The organism is Pseudomonas sp. PDM26 (assembly GCF_019219185.1).
GTDB lineage: Bacteria > Pseudomonadota > Gammaproteobacteria > Pseudomonadales > Pseudomonadaceae > Aquipseudomonas.
The window spans coordinates 529,054-550,367 of sequence record NZ_JAHUWC010000002.1; the positions used below are offsets into that span (position 1 = coordinate 529,054).

Genomic DNA, 21,314 nt, shown 5'->3' on the forward strand with positions numbered 1-21,314 from the left:
AGTCCTCAAAGTGTGCCGACGGTGCCGGGTTCGAAAGCCGCTACGACCGGTGCGATGCCATTGATCAATGGCGCGCCGAATTCGGCCTGGGTGATCTCGAACACATCACCCGGTTGCGTGCGAATGCCGTCGGCAAAGGACAGGGTCGCGGTGCCGAAGAAGTGAATGTGAACATCCCCGGGACGCAGGAACTGGCTGTACTTGAAATGATGGAATTCGAGGTTGGCGAGGCTGTGGCACATGTTCGCCTCGCCGCTGAGAAACTCGTTCTGCCATAGCACCTCGCCGTCGCGCAGGATGCGGCTGGTGCCCGCCAGATGCTGCGGCAGTTCGCCGACCCGCAGTTCCGGGCCATAGCTGCAGCTGCGCAGCTTCGAATGGGCCAGATACAGGTAGTTCTTGCGTTCCATGACGTGGTCGGAGAACTCGTTGCCCACGGCAAAACCCAGGCGATACGGCTTACCGTTGCGACCGATGACGTACAGGCCGGCGATCTCCGGCTCTTCGCCAGCATCTTCGGCAAACGGCGGCAGGGGAAACGGCTGACCCGGCCTGACGACGATGCTGCCATCGCCTTTGTAGAACCATTCCGGCTGCACCCCGGCTTGATCTGCTGCCGGTTTGCCACCCTCCACGCCCCATTTGAAGATGCGCATGGTGTCGGTCATCGCCGATTCGTCGCCACTTTGCTGGTGCATCTTGTCCCGGGCCGATGCACTGCCCAGATGGGTCAGGCCCGTGCCACTGACCAGCATGTGCGCCGGGTCCGGATGATCCAGGGGCGGCAGGATGCGCCGTTGCGTCAGCAGTTCGGCATAGTCGTGGCTGATGCCCAGCCCCAGGCTTTGCACCTGTTGCTCCAGATTGTCGCCCGCCTCGATCGCCGCCAATGCCAGATCGCGAACGCTGCGCGCGTCCTGCACTTCACGGACCAGCCCCGCCTCGACCACGCCGACACGGCGTTCTCCGTTACTCAATTCGAACTGAACCAAACGCATGAAATTTCTCCTATTCCTTCAAAAACACCGCAGATCCCTGTAGGAGTGAGCCTGCTCGTGATAGCGATGTATCAGTCGCCGACAACATTGGATGTGCCGACGCTATCGCGAGCAGGCTCACTCCTACATTGCATTAGCGTGCACTTGCTGCAAATTGATCGACTGGCAGGACGTGTTTGCGCTCCAGCAGGCGATAGACGACGCCAGTCAGAATCAGGCCAAACACCATCACCCCGGAGAGGAAATACAAGCCGGACGCCAGGTTGCCGGTGTATTCCTTGAGTGCGCCGATCACGAATGGACCGAGGTAACCACCGAGGTTACCCACCGAGTTGATCAAGGCGATCCCCGCCGCCGCACTCGCGCCGGCAAAGAAGCGGCCCGGCAAAGTCCAGAACACCGCCGTGCAGGAAAACAGTGCAAACGCCACCAGGCACAGCGCCGCCAGTTGCAGCACCGGCACCGACAGCCAGGCGCTGAGGAACAGGCCAATCGCACCCAGCACGTAAAGCACGGCGAGATGGCCGTAGCGGTCATTCAAGCGGTCGGAACTGCGTGGAATGATCAGCAGGCCGACGATCCCGAAGATGTACGGCACCGCGGAAACGAAACCGGTCACCAGGTCGCTGCCACCGAATTGCTTGATCAGGGTCGGCAGCCACAAGCCCAGGCCATAGATACTCAGGGTCACCGGCAGGTAGAACAGCGCCAGCAGCAGGACGCGTTTGTCCTTGAGGGCGTGCAGCGGATTGCCGTGGCGGGTCTGGCCGTACGCGTCCAGGTCCTTTTTCAGTTCGGTGCTCAGCCAGTCCTTTTCTGCCTGGTCCATCCACTTCACTTGTTGCGGGCCGTCCGGCAGGTAGCGCAGCACCGGCCAGGTCAGCAGGATCGCCGGGCAACCGATGACGATGAACAGCCACTGCCAGCCGTGCAGCCCCAACACGCCGTCCATGCCCAGCAAGCCACCGGACAGCGGGCCGGTGATCATCATTGCGATGGGTTGCGACAGGATGAACAACCCGAGGATCTTGCCGCGATGGCGCACCGGAAACCATTGGGTGATGTAGTACAGAACGCCCGGGAAGAACCCGGCTTCGGCGGCGCCGAGCAAAAAGCGCATCACATAGAAGCTGTTCGGCCCCTGGACGAAGGCCATGCCGATGGTGATGGCACCCCAGGTGACCATGATCCGCGCGAACCAGCGCCGTGCGCCGAAGCGGTCGAGCATCAGGTTGCTGGGGATTTCCAGCAGGAAGTAGCCGATGAAGAACAGCCCGGCGCCAAGACCGTAGGCGGCATCGCCCAGGCCGATGTCGGCGCCCATGTGCAGTTTGGCGAAGCCCACCGCGGAGCGGTCCACATAGGCGATCAGGTACAGCAGGATCAGGAAGGGAATCAGTTTTAGCGTGATGCGACGGATAAGCCGCAGTTCCTGGCTCATGAGATCGGTCTCCGATTGTTGTTGTTATGGAACCTCGGGGGACGCCTCTCGCGAAAAATCGCCAGGGCCATCCCTCCGTTTGAGCCGACTATATAGTAATACTATTTAATCAACAACACTTCCAAACCGCCCAATTTGCGCTTATGTTAGGCCTCAGCTCGAACAATATAGTCATACAATAAGAGTATCGATCATGTCTGATAAGAAACCCACCCTGCGCTCCGCCCAATGGTTTGGCACGGCCGACAAGAACGGCTTCATGTACCGCAGCTGGATGAAGAATCAGGGTATCGCCGACCACCAGTTCCATGGCAAACCGATCATCGGCATCTGCAACACCTGGTCGGAACTGACTCCGTGCAACGCGCATTTCCGCCAGATTGCCGAGCACGTCAAACGTGGGGTGATCGAGGCCGGGGGTTTTCCGGTGGAGTTTCCGGTGTTCTCCAACGGCGAATCGAACCTGCGCCCGACCGCCATGCTCACCCGCAACCTGGCGAGCATGGATGTCGAAGAAGCCATTCGCGGCAACCCGATCGATGGCGTGGTGCTGCTGACCGGTTGCGACAAAACCACCCCGGCCTTGCTGATGGGCGCCGCCAGTTGCGACGTGCCGGCCATCGTGGTCACCGGCGGGCCGATGCTCAACGGCAAGCACAAGGGCAAGGACATCGGCTCCGGCACCGTGGTCTGGCAGCTCAGCGAACAGGTCAAGGCCGGCACCATCAGCATCGACGATTTCCTCGCGGCCGAGGGCGGCATGTCCCGCTCGGCCGGCACCTGCAACACCATGGGCACCGCCTCGACCATGGCCTGCATGGCCGAAGCGCTGGGCACTTCCCTGCCCCACAACGCGGCGATCCCGGCCGTGGATGCGCGCCGTTATGTGTTGGCACACATGTCTGGCATGCGGGCCGTGGAGATGGTGCGCGAAGACTTGAAGTTGTCAAAGATCCTGACCAAAGAGGCCTTCGAGAACGCCATTCGCGTCAATGCCGCCATCGGCGGTTCGACCAACGCCGTGATCCATCTGAAGGCCATTGCCGGGCGCATTGGCGTGGAACTGGACCTGGATGACTGGACCCGCATCGGTCGCGGCATGCCGACCATCGTCGACCTGCAACCGTCCGGGCGCTTCCTGATGGAAGAGTTCTATTACGCCGGCGGCTTGCCGGCGGTGCTGCGTCGCCTCGGTGAAGCCAACCTGATCCCGAACCCGAATGCCTTGACCGTCAACGGCAAGTCCATCGGCGAGAACACCAAAGACGCGCCGATCTATGGCGAGGACGAAGTGATCCGCACCCTCGACAACCCGATCCGCGCCGATGGCGGCATCTGTGTGTTGCGCGGCAACCTGGCGCCGCTCGGCGCGGTACTCAAGCCGTCCGCCGCCACGCCCGAACTGATGCAGCATCGCGGTCGCGCGGTGGTGTTCGAGAACTTCGACATGTACAAGGCACGGATCAACGATCCGGAACTGGACGTGGATGCCAACTCTATCCTGGTGATGAAAAACTGCGGGCCGAAGGGTTATCCAGGCATGGCCGAAGTGGGCAACATGGGCCTGCCGGCCAAGCTGCTGGCCCAGGGCGTGACCGACATGGTGCGTATTTCCGATGCGCGCATGAGTGGCACGGCGTACGGCACCGTTGTCCTGCACGTCGCCCCGGAAGCCGCCGCCGGCGGACCATTGGCCGCAGTGAAAGAAGGCGACTGGATCGAACTCGATTGCGCCAGCGGCCGTTTGCACCTGGATATTCCGGATGCCGAACTGGCCGCGCGCATGGCTGACCTGCAACCGCCACAGAACCTGATCGTCGGTGGGTATCGTCAGCTGTACATCGATCATGTGCTGCAAGCGGACCAGGGTTGCGACTTCGACTTCCTGGTCGGTTGCCGCGGGGCTGAAGTGCCGCGTCACTCCCACTAACACCACCCTTCCCCCTTGTAGGAGCGAGCTTGCTCGCGATTGACTTGAAGGCGACGCTTGCTTCCAGACAGCACGCGTTATCGTTCACGTCCATCGTCGGAACGCCGCCCGGAGCAAGCTCGCTCCTACAGTTCTTTGTGCCGCGCCTGCTATCATGCGCGACACCTATTCGCACAGGACCGCGTCGTTCCCCATGGATTACCGCAAACCCTCCGACCGCAAAAGCATGCACTCGCGCATCGTCCAGGAACTGGGCATGCAGATCGTCTCGGGACGTTTCCTGCCGGACGACAAACTGCCCGCCGAAGCGCTGTTGTGCGAAGAATATGCGGTCAGCCGGCCGGTGCTGCGTGAAGCCACCCGGGTCCTGGTTGCCAAAGGCCTGGTGTATTCCCGTCCGCGGGTCGGGACCGTGGTCAAGCCGCGCAAGGACTGGCACATGCTCGATCCGGACGTGCTGCACTGGTTGATGCAGAGCAGTCCGCAGAATCAGTTTTTCGACCTGCTGACCAGTGTGCGCAGCATCATCGAACCGGCCGCCGCCGCCCTCGCCGCGCAATTCGCCACCGAGGCGGACATTGCCTCCATCGGTGAGGCTTACCAGCGCATGGAAGCCGCACCGACGCCGGAGGCACTGTTGCAGCCGGACCTGGACTTCCACAGTCGCATCGCCGATGCCACGCACAACGACTTGCTGGCCAACCTGTGCAACATGCTCTCGGTGGCCATCGCCGAAGCCTTGAAACATTCCAACCAGCGACCGAACCTGCATGAACTGGCGCTGCCACGGCACAAGGCGATCCTGACCGCCATCGAGAATCGTGATGCCCTCGGGGCCCGGCATGCGACGCTGGTGCAACTCGATGATGCGCGCAGTGCGTTGAATGTGGTTTTGGGTAGCGATCCTTCGTAATGGCAAAGTCAAAAGATCGTCCGAACGCGGCCCGAGCCTTCGGCAGCTCCTACGCGGGATTGCCTACACCGATTAATTGTGGGTGTATTCGATCAATGTAGGAGCTGCCGAAGGCTCGGGCCGCGTTCGGACGATCTTTTGATCTTCGCCCAAATAAAAAAGCCGCAACCTGAGGTTGCGGCTTTTTTGATTCAGCGATCGATCAATGGGCGAACAACGAGTTGCCCTTCTGCCCCGCCAGACTCGAAGGCTTGATCAGGAACCGCGCCAGTGCCGGCAACAGCCACAGCGCACCGAACATGTTCCACAACAGCATGAAAGTCAGCATCAGACCCATGTCGGCCTGGAACTTGATGGCCGAGAAGATCCAGGTGCACACGCCGATGGCCAGACACAGACCGGTGAACAGCACGGCCTTGCCGGTGGACTTCAGCGTCTGGTAGTACGCTTCTTGCAGCGGCAGGCCGGCACGCAGGAAGCTTTCCAGGCGGCTGTAGATGTAGATGCCATAGTCCACGCCAATCCCTACCCCGAGCGCCACGACCGGCAGGGTCGCCACCTTCACACCAATGCCCATGAAGGCCATCAGGGCGTTGCCGAGTACCGACGTCAGCACCAGCGGCAGCACGATGCACAAGGTCGCCGCCCACGAACGGAAGGTGATCATGCACATGGTCGCGACGCAGATGTACACAAGGATCAGGATGGTCAGCTCGGACTTCTTGATCACCTCGTTAGTGGCCGCCTCGATCCCGGCGTTACCGGCCGCGAGGATGAACTCCAGACCTTCCTTATTGTTTTCCCTGGCGAACGCCTGCACCGCATGCACCGCGCGATCCAGGGTCTCGGCCTTGTGATCGTTGAGGAACACCAGTACCGGCGCCAGGGAACAGCTGTTGTTGTACAGACCGTCAGCGCGGGCGATCGAGTTGTTCAGCACATCAGGGTTACGCGACAGGGTTTCCCATTTCAGGTTGCCTTCGTTCATGCCCTTGATCATTTGCTTGGATACGGTCACCAGGGAAATCGCCGACTGCACGCCCTCGGTGTTCTGCATTTTCCACATCAGCTCGTCGATCGGCGCCATGGCTTCGTAGCGCGAGCACCCTTCGGCCTTGGTCTTGACCATCACCACCAACACATCGGAACTGGTGGAGTAGTTGTTGATGATGAAGTTGTTGTCCTTGTTGTAGCGCGAGTCCGGACGCAGCTCCGGGGCACCCTGGTCGAGGTCGCCGATTTTCAGGTTCTGGCTGTACCACAGGCCGCCGCCAAAGGCGATCAGCGCCAGCAGGATGGACACCGGTGCGACTTTGGCGCTGGCGAAATTCGCCAGCAGGCGCCAGAACGGATGTTCGCGATGCGCGTCCTTTTTGCTGCGTTCGACCGCACGCTTGCTGATGCCGACATAGGAAATCGCCACCGGCAGCAGGATCAGGTTGGTGAACACGATCACTGCCACGCCGATGGATGCGCCGATGGCCAGTTCACGGATCACGCCGATATCGATGATCAGCAGCGTGATGAAACCCACGGCATCGGCGAGGATCGCGATCATCCCCGGCAGGAACAATTGACGGAAAGTACGACGCGCCGCCGTCAGGGCGTTGTCCGCCTCACTCGATTGCAGGGCGATCCCGTTGATCTTCTGCACGCCGTGGGAAATACCGATGGCGAAGATCAGGAACGGTACCAGCATCGAGTAAGGATCGAGCCCGAAGCCGAAGAAGTGCATCAACCCCAGTTGCCAGACCACCGCCACCAATGTCGTGCTCAACACCGCGACGGTGCTGCGCAGGCAGTTGGTGAACCACAGCAAGAGGATCAGGGTGATGACGAAGGCGACACCGAAGAACATCACAACCATCACCAGGCCATCGATCAGGTCACCGACTTTCTTGGCGAAACCGACGATGTGGATCTTCACATTCGGGTTCTGTACTTCGAACTTGGTGCGGATCTTGTCTTCAAGTTCGTGGGAGAACTGGCGGTAGTCCAGCGCCAGCAACTTGCCCTGGTCCTGCGGGTCCGGGAAGGACTCCAGCAACGGTATGTCGACGATGCTCGACTTGAAATCGTTGGACACCAGCCGCCCGACCTGGCCGGACTTGAGCACGTTGTTGCGCAGCAAATCGAGGCTGGCCTGGGAGCCGTTGTAGCTCTGCGGGATCACCTCACCGCCAGCGAAGCCCTCTTCGGTCACTTCGGTCCAGCGTACGCTCGGGCTCCACAGCGACTTGAGGCCGGAACGGTCGACACCGGAGATGTAGAACACCTCATCGTTGATCTGACGCAGGGTCTCCATGTACTCCTTGGAAAAGATGTCGCCATTGGTGGCTTCCACCGAGATCCGTACGGTGTTGCCCAGGTTCGCCAGATCGTTGCGGTGCTCCATCATCTTCTGGATGAAGGGATGCTCCAGCGGGATCATTTTTTCGAAACTGGTGGACGGACGGATCAGCGTCGCCTGCCAGAACAGGAAAATACTGACCAGCAGGCAGATCGTAATCACTGCCGGGCGGTTGTTGAAGATCAGGCGCTCGAGGAACGTCGCCTTGTCCTGGTGATGAGTACTCAAGGAAGTCATAGCTCCGCCTTCTTGTTATTAACCCGGCTCATTTGCCCGCTTTTATTTGCCAAGCTCGGTGCCGCTTGGCGAGGTGACGCGAACGCCGCCCTGCCCGGCCAGAACCAGATTGCCATTGCCTGCCGCAGTCACTGCCGAGACGGAAATACGGTCCGCACGATTGACCACCTTGAAAGTTTCGCCATCGTCGCTGCTGCGAATCACCGAACCGCCGTTGCCGACGATCACGATCGAGCCATCGTCGAGCAGCGTGCCGCCGGACAGCCCGAACTCCAGGTCGCCACGTTCTGCCTTGAGCTCGACCTGCTCCCAGGTGCTGCCGAAGTCCGCGGAGCGATAGAGGTTGCCACGCAAGCCGTAGGCCAGCAGCGTATTAGGCTGCGCCGTACCGATCACGCCAAACAGCGAGCCTTCGTACGGACCTTCGAGTTTTTCCCAGGTCTGGCCCCAGTCGGCGGAGCGGAACATGCTGCCCTGCTCGCCGACGATGAACAGCCCGGCGTCCTTGACCGCGGCGATCGCGTTCAGGTGGTACTGGTCTTCATTGTCGAGGCGGTCGCTGGCGTCTTCCCAATGTTTGCCACCGTCGGTGGTTTCCATCAGCGAGCCGTAGGCGCCCACGGCAAAGCCGCTGTCGACGTCCTTGAACCAGACATCGAGCAGCGGCGATTCGCGCGTCAGATCTTCGAATTGTTTGGTCCAGGTTGCGCCGCCGTCCTCGCTGGCGAGGATCTGCGCGTCATGGCCGACGGCCCAGCCGTGCTTGTCGTCGACAAAGAACACCGACGTCAGCAGGGCCCGGGTCGGAACCTTGGCCTGGGTCCAGTTCGCGCCCTGGTCATCGGAATACAGGATGTGCCCACGATCCCCGACCGCCACCAGGCGCTTGCCGGCGTGGACGACATCGAGCATCAGGCTTTTGGCGGCCTTGGCCGATTCAATGGAATAAACAACGTCGGATGCTGACGCCGCCGAAGCCAGCGCAGGTGCCGACAACATGGCAGAGCCCAACAGCGAGAGCGCTGTGGCCAGCAACGCGAATTTGCGCAGTGCCGGCGGGCGGCAGATACCCACACCCATGACAGGCTCACTCATAGACCTTCTCCCATTATTATTGTTAGGTCGTTCAACCTTTCTGGGCGCCGCAAGGGTGCGTGTCTGGACCGACTGCTTCAGAGCATAGTCCTGAAACCCGCAATCCAGAGCCCCTTCGGAAGCTGGCTTATCCTATCGGTGTTTTTTCATGTCTGACAATCGACGCCACGTTATGTTTTGTTAACCGGGGGGGGATGGGGGGTTGTTCTGAATGGTTGGGTATCAGGTGGGGTGATTGGTGTACATATCCATTGCTGCGGTCACGACCACCTGTGGGAGCGAGCTTGCTCGCGATGGCTTTGTGTCAGGCGATGATTGTTTTGTGAGTGTACATATCCGTTTCTGTGGTAACGGCCTCTGGCGGTTCCGCTCTTACAGCGGGTCACTTTGAAAAGCGCAAAGTAACCAAACGCTCTTGCCCCTGACATTCGGTGCCTCGCTGTGGCTCGGCATGCCCTCGCTCCGGTCCTGCTCCGTGGGCCCGCCGCGATCGGCTATCCATGGCCGTACGCGGCTAACCCGGCATCCATGCCGGGTTGCCCACTGCGCAGAACCTCCACTCGGCCTCACGAGGGGGCGTGTACCGCAACAGCGCCCGAGGCGGCCTACCGGCCGGCCTGGTTCTTCATGCCTGCGCATTTCCCCGTAGGAGCTGCCGAGTGCAACGAGGCTGCGATCTGTTGGCTTTATTACTGACCAACAAGATCAAAAGATCGCAGCCTTCGGCAGCTCCTACGCAGTGATACATCCGCGAAATCAGGTCGGATGGCCGGCCTGGTTCTTCATCCGTGCGCATTTCCCCGTAGGAGCTGTCGAGTGCAACGAGGCTGCGATCTTTTGGCGTTATTACTGGCCAACAAGATCAAAAGATCGCAGCCTTCGGCAGCGCCTACGGCGTGATCCATCCGCGAAATCAGGTCGGCTGGCCGGCCTGGTTCTTCATCCGTGCGCATTTCCCCGTAGGAGCTGTCGAGTGCAACGAGGCTGCGATCTTTTGGCTGTATTACTGACCAACAAGATCAAAAGATCGCAGCCTTCGGCAGCTCCTACGCAGTGATACATCCGCGAAATCAGGTCGACCGGCCGGCCTGGTTCTTCATGCGTGCGCATTTCCCCGTAGGAGCTGCCGAGTGCAACGAGGCTGCGATCTGTTGGCTGTATTACTGACAAACAAGATCAAAAGATCGCAGCCTTCGGCAGCTCCTACGCAGTGATCCATCCGCGAAATCAGGTCGGATGGCCGGCCTGGTTCTGATGCGTGCGTGTTTCCCTGTAGGCGCTGTCGAGTGCAACGAGGCTGCGATCTGTTGGCTGTATTACTGACCAACAAGATCAAAAGATCGCAGCCTTCGGCAGCTCCTACGCAGTGATCCATCCGCGAAATCAGGTCGGCTGTCAGGCCTGGTTCTTCAGGCGTGCGCATTGCCCTGTAGGAGCTGTCGAGTGCAACGAGGCTGCGATCTGTTGGCTGTATTGCTGACAAACAAGATCAAAAGATCGCAGCCTTCGGCAGCTCCTACGCAGTGATCCATCCGCGAAATCAGGTCGGATGGCCGGCCTGGTTCTTCATCCGTGCGCATTTCCCCGTAGGAGCTGTCGAGTGCAACGAGGCTGCGATCTTTTGGCTGTATTACTGACCAACAAGATCAAAAGATCGCAGCCTTCGGCAGCTCCTACAGGGATTGGGAACATCTGCAAAAACCGGGTCGGCTGGCAGGCCGCCTTCGCTGGCAAGCCAGCTCCTACAAAAGAGCAAAGGCAGATCGGCGTACACCCACGCTTCTCACCACTCAACAGGCCGAGCGTTAGCTCGCCTGCAGCTCTTGATCTTGATCCACCCGCCCCCTCGGCAGGCTGAGCGGAGGTGTTCATCCGGGGACTGGCGCGCAGCGCCGTTCGACGCAGTCGAACTCATTGCATGTAGGTCGAAGCGAAGCCGACCGGAGGGCAATGCCCCCGGATGAATACCGCAGCGAAGGAACCCCGAGCCTAAGCGAGGGGCCGTACGTAAGGGGCGAGACCTTTGGTTACTTTGGGGCGTTTGCCAAAGTGACCCGCTGTAAGAGCGGAACCATAGGCCGCCGTTACCGCAGCAACGGATATGTACTCAATCAACCCACGAACCTGGTCGGCCCGAAGGCCGCCAAGTTCAAAAGCCAAGATCAAGCCAAACTCTTGCTGACCACTTCAAACACATCACTGGACAACTGCCCCGAAGCCCGAATCCGCTCCAGTTCCCCCTTCATCAAAGCTTGACGAGCGCTGTCGTACTTGCGCCAGCGAGTCAAAGGCGCCAATTGGCGAGAAGCAATCTGCGGGTTAAAGCCATTCAACTCGATCACCAGATCCGCCAGGAAGCGATACCCGGAACCGTCGGCCGCGTGGAAGTTGATCAGGTTCTGCCCGGCAAACGCACCAACCAGTGCCCGCACCTTGTTCGGGTTCTTGATGTTGAACGCCGGGTGCTGCATCAACGCCTTGACTCTCTCCAGACCACCGGGCAACACGCTGCCGGCCTGGACGCTGAACCACTGATCCATGACCAGCGGGTTGTCCTTGAAGTGTTCGGCGAAGCTGGCCAGCGCCTTGGCCTTCTCGGCCTCGAACGGCGAATTGACCAACACGGCGAGTGCGGTCAGGCGCTCGGTCATGTTGTCGCACGCGTCGAACTGCTCCAGGGTCGCCGCCAGGACTTGCGGCTTGCCGCTGAGCATCAGGTAGGACAACGCGATGTTCTGCAACGCACGGCGGGCGAAATGCTCGGCTTCGGCCACATACAGAGTCTGCTTCGACAATTCGCGATTGGCCTGATAACGCAGCCACAGGCCATCGAACAACGCGTCAGCCAGTTGCTTGCGGGCAAACTCGCGGGCGACATGGATCGACTCGACGTCCGCTATTTCGCTGATCTCGGTCAGGTACGCCTCGCTTGGCAGCGAGAGCATTTCGGCGACCATGGCCTGATCCAGCGACTCGTCCGAGAGCACAGTACGCAGTGCCGACACCAGCCGCTGATCGAGTACCAGCGCTTCGCCCTTCTGCTGCTGGCCGATCAACTCTTGCAGCACCTGAACCGACAGTTGCTGGCCGGCATCCCAGCGATTGAAGCCGTCGCTGTCGTGCTGCATCAGGAACATCAGCTGATCACGGTTGTACGGGAAGCTCAGCTTCACCGGCGCCGAGAAGCCGCGCAGCAACGATGGCAACGGTTGTTCGGCAATGTCGACGAAGGTGAAGGTCTGCTCGGCCTCGGTTACCGAGATCACGCGGGTCGTGCCTTGGGCGGCGGCTTCACCGGCAAGACGCAGGGCAATCTCGCCGCCCTTGCTGTCCAGCAGCCCCAGTTCGACCGGGATCACGAACGGCAGTTTTTCAACCTTGTCCGGAGTTTCCGGGCAGCTCTGGCGGAAGGTCAGGCTGTAGGTTTTCGCCGTCGCATCAAAGGACTCGCTCACCGCCAGGCGCGGTGTACCCGCCTGGCTGTACCAGCGCTTGAACTGGGTCAGGTCAACGCCATTGGCATCTTCCATGGCCTTGATGAAGTCATCGCAGGTCACTGCCTGGCCGTCGTGGCGTTCGAAGTACAGGTCGCTGCCTTTGCGGAAACCTTCGGCACCGAGCAGGGTGTGAATCATGCCGACCACTTCCGAGCCCTTCTCGTACACAGTCAGGGTGTAGAAGTTGGAAATCTCGATGAAGCTGTCCGGGCGCACCGCGTGGGCCATGGGGCCGGCGTCTTCGGCGAACTGGTGGGTGCGCAGGTACGCCACGTCCTGGATGCGCTTGACCGTGGCCGAGTTCATGTCCGAGGAGAAACCGGCATCGCGGAACACGGTGAAGCCTTCCTTGAGCGACAGCTGGAACCAGTCGCGGCAGGTCACGCGGTTGCCCGACCAGTTGTGGAAGTATTCGTGGGCGACGATCGCTTCGACCCGTTGGTGCGCGGCGTCGGTGGCGGTTTCGGCCTTGGCCAGCACGGCGCTGGAGTTGAAGATGTTGAGGCCCTTGTTTTCCATGGCGCCCATGTTGAAGTCATTCACGGCGACGATCATGAAGATGTCCAGGTCGTACTCGCGACCGTAGACCTCTTCGTCCCAGCGCATGGATTTCTTCAGGCTGTTCATGGCGTGCTGGCACTTGTCGATGTTTTCCGGCTCGACGTAAATGCGCAGCGCCACGTTGCGCTCGCTCATGGTGGTGAAGCTGTCTTCGACGCACCACAGGTCGCCGGCCACCAGCGCAAACAGGTACGCCGGTTTCTTGAACGGGTCTTCCCAGGTCGCCCAGTGCCGGCCTTCTTCACCAGGACCGGAGGCGATCGGGTTGCCGTTGGACAGCAGCACCGGATAGCTGTGCTGCTCGGCCACCACCGTGGTGGTGAAGGTGCTCATCACGTCCGGGCGGTCGAGGTAATAGGTGATCTTGCGAAAGCCTTCGGCCTCGCACTGGGTGCAGAACATCGTGCCGGACTTGTACAGGCCTTCCAGCGCGGTGTTGGTTTCCGGGTGGATCCTGACGCAGGTATCGACCGTGAAGTTGGTGCTGGTCGGGTGCAGGGTCAGGTGATTCTCGGTCAGCTGATACTGCGCCTCGGAAAGCTCCTGGTCGGCCATAGTGACCGACAGCAGTTCCAGCTGCTGGCCGTCCAGCACCAGCGGCGGCAGCCCCGGGCCACGCTCGGGGTTGCGGCGCATCACCAGTTGCGCATGGACCAGGCTGTGGTCCTCGTACAACTCGAAGGTCAGGTGCGTTTCGTCGATCAGGTACTCGGGCGCCTGATAGTCCTTGAGGTAGATCATCTTCGGTTGTTCGGTGCGCATGCTGGAGTCCTTACTGATGCACGGCGAGCTGGTAAGCCGTGTATTTACGAATGTTGATCACGCCGGTGTCGAAGATCAGGTATTGACCCTTGACCCCCATCAGCGTGCCTTCGGCAATCGGGTTCTTGTCCAGGTTGAAGCTGACGATTTTCGCCGGGTATTGCTCGACCGGGTAGCGGATTTCCAGCGGTTCGACATCGGTCACCGGCTGGATCGCCTGCAAGCCAAATCGCTGCTGCAACCCCAGCAGACCTTCAGCGCAGCTGTCGAACAGTTGATCGCGGACCTCGGCCAGGTTCACGGCCACCGCATCGCCCTTGAGTAAAGCACGCCAGTTGGTCTTGTCGGCCACCTGGCTGCGGAACAGGTCCTCGACGAAACCGGACTGCTGGCGGGTCGATACGCGCATGATCGGCAAGGCCTGGCTCGCACCTTGGTCGAGCCAGCGGGTCGGCAACTGGGTGGCGCGGGTAATTCCGACTTTCACCCCTGACGAGTTGGCCAGGTACACCACGTGATCGGTCATGCAGAACTTCTCGCCCCATTCCGGCTCGCGGCAGGTGCCGGCGTCGTAGTGGCAACGCTCCGGGCTCATGATGCAGACGTCGCACTGGGCCAGTTTGGTCATGCACGGGTAGCAGTAGCCCTGGCTGAAACTGGTCTTGGTCTTGCGTCCGCAATGGATGCAGTGGATCGCACCCAGGTATTCCAGACGCACCGTGGTGCCGATCAACGGATTGACCGGGACCTCGGTTTCGCCCAGACGCAAAGCGTATTGCACGTTCGGCCCGTCCAGGCGCGCCGACATCTTGCTGATTGCACCGCGGCCAATCTCGATCAATGGATGGCATCCGACTTGAACAGAATGTTCGGTACTTCGATCGACTTCGAAGCGCATTCCTGCGGCCCCATGTAGCCGGTACGCTGGTCCTCGGGCAGGTTCTGGACTTCCCAGGCGATCATCGCCTGCAGCGACAGCTCGCGTTGCTCGGCGGTGAGTTTGCCACCGTCGGACCATTTGCCGATTTCCACGGCCAGTTTCAGGCTCTCGTAGATATCGGCGGTGATGTTGTTGATCATTTCGTTAAAAGAGGACATTGAGTCTCCGTCTCTTCATTGCAGGTTCTGAATTAGGCGGCCAGTTTACGGCGGTTATACAACCCGCCCAACAAACCGGTGAAGCATCCGATGAGTAACCCGCTGACATGGGCCGCGTTGGCGATTTCGCCGAAGCCGATCATCGAGACCAGTCCGGACAGGCACAGCAGCAACCACACCAGCATCATCACCAGCACGCCTCGCGGCAGGCGATAAGCCAGGTTCGGCGCCAGCAGCTGGAAAATCCAGCAATGCCCGAGCAGGCCGTACAGTACACCGGACAAACCACCGAACAAGGTCGGGCCGCTGTAGTAATACTGGGCGTAGTTGGACACCAGGCTGAACAGCAGGGTCAGGCCGATCAGGTTGATACTGCCCTGACGCGACTCGATGCGCCGCCCCAGTTCCCAGTACCACATGCCGTTCATCGCCAGGTGCAGGATGCCGAAGTGAATCAGCATCGGCGTGAACAGGCGCCACCACTGACCCGCCGCCAGGCTGTCGGCCAGTGGCGTGAAGTGGAGGTACTCGCCGACCACGCGGAATTCGAGGAAGGTCAGCCAGCGCATCGTTTCAAGGTTGTCGCCGAGCAGGGTCACAGCACCGACAATCACGCTCAGCAACAGCACCAGCGCGGTGGCCCTGGCGTATTTCAATTGCTCGACGAACCCCGGACGCTTGATGGTCTGCGCCAGCGGAATGTCCAGTTGCTGATCGGGATCGCCCGCCGGAAAGCGTTCGTACAGCGCACGCACGTCTTCGCTGATGTTCTGCGGCACCCACAGCACCTGCTCGCCAGCTTCTTCGCTGACCCGATGGGGCACTTGCATGCGCTTGAGCAAGGTGACGAACCCGCTCAAGTCCACCGCCAGGGGCAGACGCAATACCGCTACAGCACTCATTGCAGCACCTCCGGCCGCTCGACATCGACCCAGACGAATTTATGCGGATCCAGGCGGGTTTCCTGATCCAGGCGATAAGCAACCAGCTTGCCGTACAGCACCGCGCTGTAATCCAGACAGGCCAGGTTCGGCCGAATCGGTGCCGGCTTGCCGCTGCGCCAGTAATGACCGACGAACAACAACGGCTCATCGATGCCATAGCGCAGCAAACTGTTCTTCTCTGTGGACGTCAGCGGCGTCCGGGCCACAGGTTCCGGCAATGCATCGGGCTGGAACACGATGTCGCCGTAGGTTTTCGGATCGTCTTCCCAGAACTTGGTGCGAAAGAACGAACGCACCAGCCCATCGCCGCTGGTCATGGTCAGGCCATGGGGCAAGCGCATGTCCGTGCCGCGCAACAGGCGATCGAATACGGTGCAGGCAAAAGATCCCGATTCCGCCGAAGCCTGGAGAAAAGGCTCGTCGACGCAACCGTTGGGGAACAACGCCCGCAGCGGCTCGATCAGCCCGGCATCCCAGCAGGCGTGGACCACGCGAAAACGCCCGGCATCGACGAACAATGGCAGCTTATAGAACCATTGCTGGAAGTCGTGCCAGTCACCCGGATGGTGTTCGAACTGGGTCAGGGTTTCATGCAACAGGCGGGCATGGCGCGGCGTGTGCTCGCGCACGAATTGCTTGCCGCTGCCGGGCAGCGCCGGCGTGCTCCAGCCCAGCGCATTGAACTCGTGGTTGCCCATGATGCACAGCGCCTGACCGGCTTCGACCATGTCGTGGACGATATGTAGCGCCTCGCGAATCCGCGGGCCGCGATCGATGATATCGCCGACGAACACCGCCATGCGCGAGGCGTGTCGCCAGACGCCAGCCTGTTTGTGATAACCGAGTCGGTCGAGCAAGTGCTCCAGGGTCAGAGCGCAACCGTGCACGTCACCGATCAGGTCGTAGCTACGCGCGGGATCGAGCATCAGTCGCCTCCACCCCCCAACTTGCTGCCCCAGCCGAGCTTGGTCCGGCAGACTTCATAGTAGTTGTGGTCGAGCGGGTGAATCAGCCGCAGTTTCTGGGCTTTCTTGCTCACGGTAATGGTGTCGCCGGGCGCGCAGGTAAAGTGGTTCTGCCCGTCACACGAGACTTGCGGGTAAATCTGCATATCCTTGGACACGACGATTTTCAGCTCACTGTTGCCATCGACCACGATCGGTCTACCTGACAAGGTATGGGGGTACATCGGCACAATCACAATAGCGTCGAGCTTGGGATGCATGATCGGCCCGCCGGCAGACAGTGCATACGCGGTGGAACCGGTCGGCGTGGCGACGATCAGGCCATCGGCCTTCTGGCTGCAGACGAACTGGCCGTCGATGTACAGCTCGAATTCGATCATTCGGGTGGATTTGCCAGGGTGCAGTACCACATCGTTCAGTGCATCGCCCTGGCCGATGGCCTCGCCGTGGCGGCGGACTTCGGCTTGCAGCAGGAAGCGGTTTTCCACCAGAAAGTGGCCATCCAGCACTTCGGCGACCTTGGTTTCCAGTTCATCGGGGCGAATGTCGGTGAGGAAACCCAGGCTGCCGCGGTTGATGCCGAGCACCGGAATATTGTGTTTGGCCAGTGCCCGGGCGGCACCGAGCAGGCTGCCGTCACCACCGACCACAATGACCATGTCGCAGACTTCGCCGAGCATCTTGCGCGACGAGGTTTGCAGGCCGTGCCCTGGCAGCACTTCGGCGATGGTGTCTTCGAGGATCACGTGCAGGTGACGATCGAGCAGAAACCGTTTCAGTCGGCGGACGGTATCCAGCACCTGGGAACTGCCCAGGCGACCGATGATGCCGATATTGCGAAATTGCTCCATGGGGCTCCTGCGGGGATCTGTGTGGCGGCGAAAACCACGATTATGGGCGAAAGCCGCCCGTAGACAAAATCCTTTCAGCTTCAAGGGCGTGCCCGGGTTTCGGGCTATGCTCGCAAGATGATGCTATTTCCCGATTTGCTCCACCTGCCCCATCAGTTACGCCATCCCGAAGTGCGTGACCTGGCGTGGGTCATCCTCGCGCCGCCCATGCTGGACGGCACCCGGTGGCCGCAGCGTCACCCGCTGGCCGGCAGCGACTGGGTGCAGGCACCGGAGCGCCTGGAGCATTGGCTGCGGCAGCTGGACCGGGACAGTTATGGCTTGCTGCACTGGCTGGCCCAGTCCCGGACCCGGCGCCTGGGACTGTATTACGAACGCCTCTGGCAATTCGCCGTGCAGCATGCGCCCGGCATTGAACTGATTGCCGCCAACATGCCGATTCGCCGCGAGGGGCACACCCTGGGTGAACTGGACATGCTGTTGCGCGACCGCGACGGCGTACATCACTTGGAACTGGCGATCAAGCTCTACCTCGGCCCGCAATCCGGCGACGGGCATGACACTGCCCAATGGCTGGGTCCGGGATGCCACGACCGGCTCGACCGCAAACTGGCGCACCTGAGCCAGCATCAATTGCCGATTTCCGCTCGCCCCGAGTGCCGTGAAGTGCTCGCGGCGCTGGATATCCAGGCGTTCAGCGCGCATTTGTGGCTGGGGGGGTATTTGCTGTACCCGTGGCCGGGACAGGCCGCTGCGCCGCTGGGTGCACATCCGCAGCATTTGCGCGGACGCTGGTTGCATCAAAAGGATTGGCCGGCACTAGTAGCCCAGAGCGCGCCCGGTCGCTGGCAACCTCTACCCCGCCATGCCTGGCTGGCGCCGGCGCATTACTCGGCGGAACACACCTGGACCCCTGAACAGATGCAGGCATGGCTCAATGACCTGGACCCGCTGGCACCGGCACAATTGCTGGTGCGCCTGACGGAAAATGCCAATGGCGACTGGGAAGAAGCCGAGCGATTGTTTCTGGTGTCGGACCTTTGGCCGAATGTGCCGGGACAGGGTTGAGTCTTGTATTGCCTGAGCCGGCCTAAAGAGATAACCGCCCAGCGCTTGGCAGGACAAAACGCTAATCAATGAACATCAAACTTTCTTGTGCTGCTCGACCCATTGCCCATAGGCATTGATGAATTTTTGCAGGAACGGCTTGACCGACTCGGACAACTTGCCCGCCTCGTCGAACGCCGAACCGGCGTTCCCCAGATAGGCCTCCGGCTGCTGCATCATCGGCACATTCAGAAACACCATGGATTGACGCAGGTTGTGATTGGCGCCAAACCCGCCGACGGCCCCCGGCGAAGCACTGATAACGGCGCCGGGCTTGCCATTCCACGAACTCTTGCCATAAGGGCGAGAACCGACGTCAATCGCATTTTTCAACGGCGCCGGCACCGAACGGTTGTATTCCGGGGTCACGAACAACACCGCGTCGGATGAGCTCACCTGTTGTCGGAAAGTGCTGTAGGCTGCCGGCGGTGAAGCGCCATCGATGTCTTCGTTATAGAGCGGCAGGTCGCCAATTTCGACGATGTTGAGCTTGAGATTGGCCGGCGCCAGCTCTATCAGGGCCCGTGCGACCTTGCGGTTGATCGATTCCTTTCTCAAGCTGCCGACCAGGACGGCGATCGTATAGACGTTGCTCATAAGAGTTTCTCGACTGTCCGATAGGAAGAGCTTGTAGTTATAGATGACGATTCAAGCAGCGGGCGACTGAAAACGCCGTCCCTGACTATTTTTTTCCTGTAAGAAAACTTACCTCGCCCAAGCACGGTCTACAGTGCCGCAAATTGAGTGATTTATCTCCAGAGGTTCCAAGCAGATGGCAGCAGTACTCGTCGGTCAGTTCCATGCAAGAGATGCGCAAGGCCGTATTTATTCGGTGCACGAGTTCCAGGACTCCACCCCGGCGGTAGACGGATCAGGCCCTGTCACCACCTACAAGCTGGCCATTGGCGACCGTGTCAACAAGGTCGACGACAATCAATTCATGCTGGTGCAAACCGGCGTGACCATTACCCGCGAACCGCAAACCGCCAGCGTTTCATAACCCATCGTTATGAGCAGAAGTCATATGCGCGGACTTGGGGTAGGATTCAGACACTGACTCCTCCACCTGCTGAACATGGACTTCACGCATGCGCTTACGCCATATCGAAGTGATCCAGGCGCTCTTGCAGACCGGTCACCTGGGCACCGCCGCCGAATGGCTGCAGTTGCCCGTGACCGAAGTCGAGCGCTTGCTGCGCGACGCCGAGGATCAGTTGGGTTTCATGCTGTTCGCCAGCGTTCGCGGGCGTTTGCAGGCCACTCGCGAGGCTCGGGAACTGCAAGTGGAAATTGCCCGGGTCTACGACGCGCTCGAACCCGTGCAGCGCCTGGCCAACAGCCTCAGGCAATACCTGGCGCCGCCGCTGCGCATCATCTGCACCCCGCCGCTGGCTAACCAATTGTTACCACACAGCATCGCGGCCCTGCGCCGACGCCTGCCCGACGCGCCTTGCACACTGCTGAGCCAGCCCACCCGCGACATCGTCAGAAGCCTGCTGCTGCGTGAAAGCGATCTGGGGCTGAGCCTGCACGACCCTGATCACGCCGACCTCGATTGCCAGGCGATTGCCCAGGGCAAACTTCAGTTGCTCGCACCCCATGGCTGGCTGCAACCGAAACAGAAATACATTTCACTGCAGGATCTGGCCGGTCAATCGATGATCGGCCTGGAGGGGCAAGACCCGCTGAGCCCGGCACTGGAAAACAAACTGCACGGCTTGCGCCCTGCCCCGGTGATTCAAACCCGGGTCCAGACGCATCAGATGATGCGCAGCATGGTCGAGGCCGGCGAAGGTCTGGCCATCGTCGACCCCTTCACCGCCCTCGGCGCCAAAGCCTCGGGACTGGACACCTGCCCGTTGGCGCCAGCCGTGCCGATCACTCTCTACGCCTTGTCGCTGAAAAACGCCGAACCGTCTCCGGCGGTTCAGGCACTGTTGGCCATCGTCACGGAACAAGCCGCGGCGATGCTGACGAACTGAACGGGTTTTCCAACGGATTTTCGAACAGTCGATACCAGAACAGCGCCACTTCGGCAGTGTTCGGGTCAATGCCGCGATAGCGCAGCTGGTCGATCCCGCCCATCACGTAACCGCAACGCTCATAGAGCCGGCAGGCCCCCAGGTTGTTGTTCTGGGTTTCGAGCATGATGCCCGGGAGCCTTTTCTTGCGGCTCCAGAATTGCGCCACATCCAGCAGGGCCTTGGCCACTCCATGCCGTCGGGCCGGTGCATGCACCGCCAGTTCGTCGATATGGGCAAAACCGTTCCAGTTGGTACTGACCACCAGGTGTCCCACGGGCTGGTCATCCAGATAGGCCATGAAAATCGCGCTGTCGGCACCATCGCGAAAGCTGCTGAATTCCTCGGGGTCGATGCCGTAGCACTTGCGATAAGGCGTGATCGGGGTGACCGGCCACTGTGCCACCGGCTTGCCTATTTCGGCCGCACCATAGGCCGCGACTTCAAAACTGAAATCACTGCCCCAGATATAGGCGGCAAAACCCTCGTCGGCAACCCGTACCGACAACCCTGGATAATTCGGATTTATTACCGGTTGCATACT

At 60.5% G+C, this 21,314-nt stretch carries 17 protein-coding genes; 5 read left to right on the forward strand and 12 right to left on the reverse strand.

Going from position 1 to position 21,314, the window contains the following annotated elements; genetic code table 11:
• Positions 1-5: 5 nt before the first annotated feature.
• Together araD1 and KW849_RS06265 are read right to left on the reverse strand one after the other, a co-directional pair.
• Positions 6-998, reverse strand: coding sequence for an AraD1 family protein (araD1, locus tag KW849_RS06260; RefSeq protein WP_218428597.1), 993 nt, complete (start codon positions 996-998; stop codon positions 6-8).
• A 133-nt stretch (positions 999-1,131) separates the two neighbouring features.
• Positions 1,132-2,439 (reverse strand): MFS transporter, encoded by a 1,308-nt coding sequence (locus KW849_RS06265; protein ID WP_218428598.1) that lies wholly within the window; start codon positions 2,437-2,439, stop codon positions 1,132-1,134.
• Positions 2,440-2,632: 193 nt separating this feature from the next.
• On the opposite strand from KW849_RS06265, the gene KW849_RS06270 reads away from it, so the two are divergent.
• Positions 2,633-4,369, forward strand: a complete 1,737-nt coding sequence (locus KW849_RS06270; RefSeq protein WP_218428599.1) for an IlvD/Edd family dehydratase — start codon at positions 2,633-2,635, stop codon at positions 4,367-4,369.
• A gap of 193 nt (positions 4,370-4,562) precedes the next feature.
• Positions 4,563-5,282, forward strand: coding sequence for a FadR/GntR family transcriptional regulator (locus KW849_RS06275; RefSeq protein ID WP_156385876.1), 720 nt, complete (start codon positions 4,563-4,565; stop codon positions 5,280-5,282).
• Positions 5,283-5,484: 202 nt separating this feature from the next.
• Here the strand turns inward: KW849_RS06275 and KW849_RS06280 are convergent, their stop codons facing one another.
• The 8 genes from KW849_RS06280 to KW849_RS06315 all read right to left on the reverse strand — a co-directional run bounded on the left by KW849_RS06280 (position 5,485) and on the right by KW849_RS06315 (position 17,642).
• Positions 5,485-7,869, reverse strand: coding sequence for an RND family transporter (locus KW849_RS06280; RefSeq protein WP_218428600.1), 2,385 nt, complete (start codon positions 7,867-7,869; stop codon positions 5,485-5,487).
• A gap of 42 nt (positions 7,870-7,911) precedes the next feature.
• Positions 7,912-8,964: a YCF48-related protein gene (locus KW849_RS06285; protein WP_218428601.1), complete on the reverse strand. Its 1,053-nt coding sequence runs from the start codon at positions 8,962-8,964 to the stop codon at positions 7,912-7,914.
• A 2,162-nt stretch (positions 8,965-11,126) separates the two neighbouring features.
• Positions 11,127-13,784 (reverse strand): aminopeptidase N, encoded by a 2,658-nt coding sequence (gene pepN / locus KW849_RS06290; protein WP_218428602.1) that lies wholly within the window; start codon positions 13,782-13,784, stop codon positions 11,127-11,129.
• A gap of 10 nt (positions 13,785-13,794) precedes the next feature.
• Positions 13,795-14,625 (reverse strand): DUF2797 domain-containing protein, encoded by an 831-nt coding sequence (locus KW849_RS06295; RefSeq protein ID WP_218428603.1) that lies wholly within the window; start codon positions 14,623-14,625, stop codon positions 13,795-13,797.
• On the reverse strand, positions 14,622-14,882 hold the full coding sequence (locus tag KW849_RS06300; protein ID WP_218428604.1) for a YeaC family protein: 261 nt from the start codon (positions 14,880-14,882) through the stop codon (positions 14,622-14,624). Before KW849_RS06300 ends, KW849_RS06295 begins: the two co-directional genes overlap by 4 nt.
• Before the next feature lie 32 nt (positions 14,883-14,914).
• Positions 14,915-15,784, reverse strand: coding sequence for a rhomboid family intramembrane serine protease (locus tag KW849_RS06305; protein WP_218428605.1), 870 nt, complete (start codon positions 15,782-15,784; stop codon positions 14,915-14,917).
• On the reverse strand, positions 15,781-16,752 hold the full coding sequence (locus KW849_RS06310) for a metallophosphoesterase (RefSeq protein ID WP_218428606.1): 972 nt from the start codon (positions 16,750-16,752) through the stop codon (positions 15,781-15,783). The genes KW849_RS06305 and KW849_RS06310 overlap by 4 nt, the downstream gene beginning before the upstream one ends.
• Positions 16,752-17,642 carry an NAD(+) kinase gene (locus KW849_RS06315; RefSeq protein ID WP_218428607.1) on the reverse strand — a complete coding sequence of 297 codons (891 nt, stop codon included), beginning with the start codon at positions 17,640-17,642 and terminating at the stop codon, positions 16,752-16,754. Before KW849_RS06315 ends, KW849_RS06310 begins: the two co-directional genes overlap by 1 nt.
• Positions 17,643-17,759: 117 nt before the next feature.
• Between KW849_RS06315 and KW849_RS06320 the strand changes: the two genes are divergently transcribed.
• Entirely contained in the window at positions 17,760-18,710 is a 951-nt protein-coding gene (locus tag KW849_RS06320) for a DUF1853 family protein (RefSeq protein ID WP_218428608.1), read from the forward strand.
• A 75-nt stretch (positions 18,711-18,785) separates the two neighbouring features.
• On the opposite strand, the gene KW849_RS06325 is transcribed toward KW849_RS06320, so the two are convergent.
• Positions 18,786-19,346, reverse strand: coding sequence for an NADPH-dependent FMN reductase (locus KW849_RS06325; protein ID WP_218428609.1), 561 nt, complete (start codon positions 19,344-19,346; stop codon positions 18,786-18,788).
• A gap of 175 nt (positions 19,347-19,521) precedes the next feature.
• Between KW849_RS06325 and KW849_RS06330 the strand changes: the two genes are divergently transcribed.
• Entirely contained in the window at positions 19,522-19,749 is a 228-nt protein-coding gene (locus tag KW849_RS06330; RefSeq protein WP_108215881.1) for a hypothetical protein, read from the forward strand.
• 88 nt (positions 19,750-19,837) lie between these two features.
• Entirely contained in the window at positions 19,838-20,731 is an 894-nt protein-coding gene (locus KW849_RS06335; protein ID WP_218428610.1) for a LysR substrate-binding domain-containing protein, read from the forward strand.
• On the opposite strand, the gene KW849_RS06340 is transcribed toward KW849_RS06335, so the two are convergent.
• A complete protein-coding gene (locus KW849_RS06340) occupies positions 20,697-21,311 on the reverse strand; it encodes a GNAT family N-acetyltransferase (protein ID WP_218428611.1) in 615 nt (204 codons plus the stop codon). The two genes, KW849_RS06335 and KW849_RS06340, sit on opposite strands and share 35 nt — an antisense overlap.
• Between the last annotated feature and the right edge of the window lie 3 nt (positions 21,312-21,314).

Excerpts from the sequence above, each read along its gene's own strand:
- KW849_RS06325 (WP_218428609.1), bottom strand. The coding sequence starts at position 19,346 with ATGAGCAACGTCTATACGATCGCCGTCCTGGTCGGCAGCTTGAGAAAG.
- KW849_RS06270 (WP_218428599.1), top strand. The coding sequence starts at position 2,633 with ATGTCTGATAAGAAACCCACCCTGCGCTCCGCCCAATGGTTTGGCACG.
- KW849_RS06275 (WP_156385876.1), top strand. The coding sequence starts at position 4,563 with ATGGATTACCGCAAACCCTCCGACCGCAAAAGCATGCACTCGCGCATC.
- pepN (WP_218428602.1), bottom strand. The coding sequence starts at position 13,784 with ATGCGCACCGAACAACCGAAGATGATCTACCTCAAGGACTATCAGGCG.
- KW849_RS06310 (WP_218428606.1), bottom strand. The coding sequence starts at position 16,752 with ATGCTCGATCCCGCGCGTAGCTACGACCTGATCGGTGACGTGCACGGT.
- KW849_RS06280 (WP_218428600.1), bottom strand. The coding sequence starts at position 7,869 with ATGACTTCCTTGAGTACTCATCACCAGGACAAGGCGACGTTCCTCGAG.
- KW849_RS06300 (WP_218428604.1), bottom strand. The coding sequence starts at position 14,882 with ATGTCCTCTTTTAACGAAATGATCAACAACATCACCGCCGATATCTAC.
- KW849_RS06340 (WP_218428611.1), bottom strand. The coding sequence starts at position 21,311 with ATGCAACCGGTAATAAATCCGAATTATCCAGGGTTGTCGGTACGGGTT.
- araD1 (WP_218428597.1), bottom strand. The coding sequence starts at position 998 with ATGCGTTTGGTTCAGTTCGAATTGAGTAACGGAGAACGCCGTGTCGGC.
- KW849_RS06265 (WP_218428598.1), bottom strand. The coding sequence starts at position 2,439 with ATGAGCCAGGAACTGCGGCTTATCCGTCGCATCACGCTAAAACTGATT.
- KW849_RS06320 (WP_218428608.1), top strand. The coding sequence starts at position 17,760 with ATGATGCTATTTCCCGATTTGCTCCACCTGCCCCATCAGTTACGCCAT.
- KW849_RS06315 (WP_218428607.1), bottom strand. The coding sequence starts at position 17,642 with ATGGAGCAATTTCGCAATATCGGCATCATCGGTCGCCTGGGCAGTTCC.
- KW849_RS06285 (WP_218428601.1), bottom strand. The coding sequence starts at position 8,964 with ATGAGTGAGCCTGTCATGGGTGTGGGTATCTGCCGCCCGCCGGCACTG.
- KW849_RS06335 (WP_218428610.1), top strand. The coding sequence starts at position 19,838 with ATGCGCTTACGCCATATCGAAGTGATCCAGGCGCTCTTGCAGACCGGT.
- KW849_RS06305 (WP_218428605.1), bottom strand. The coding sequence starts at position 15,784 with ATGAGTGCTGTAGCGGTATTGCGTCTGCCCCTGGCGGTGGACTTGAGC.
- KW849_RS06330 (WP_108215881.1), top strand. The coding sequence starts at position 19,522 with ATGGCAGCAGTACTCGTCGGTCAGTTCCATGCAAGAGATGCGCAAGGC.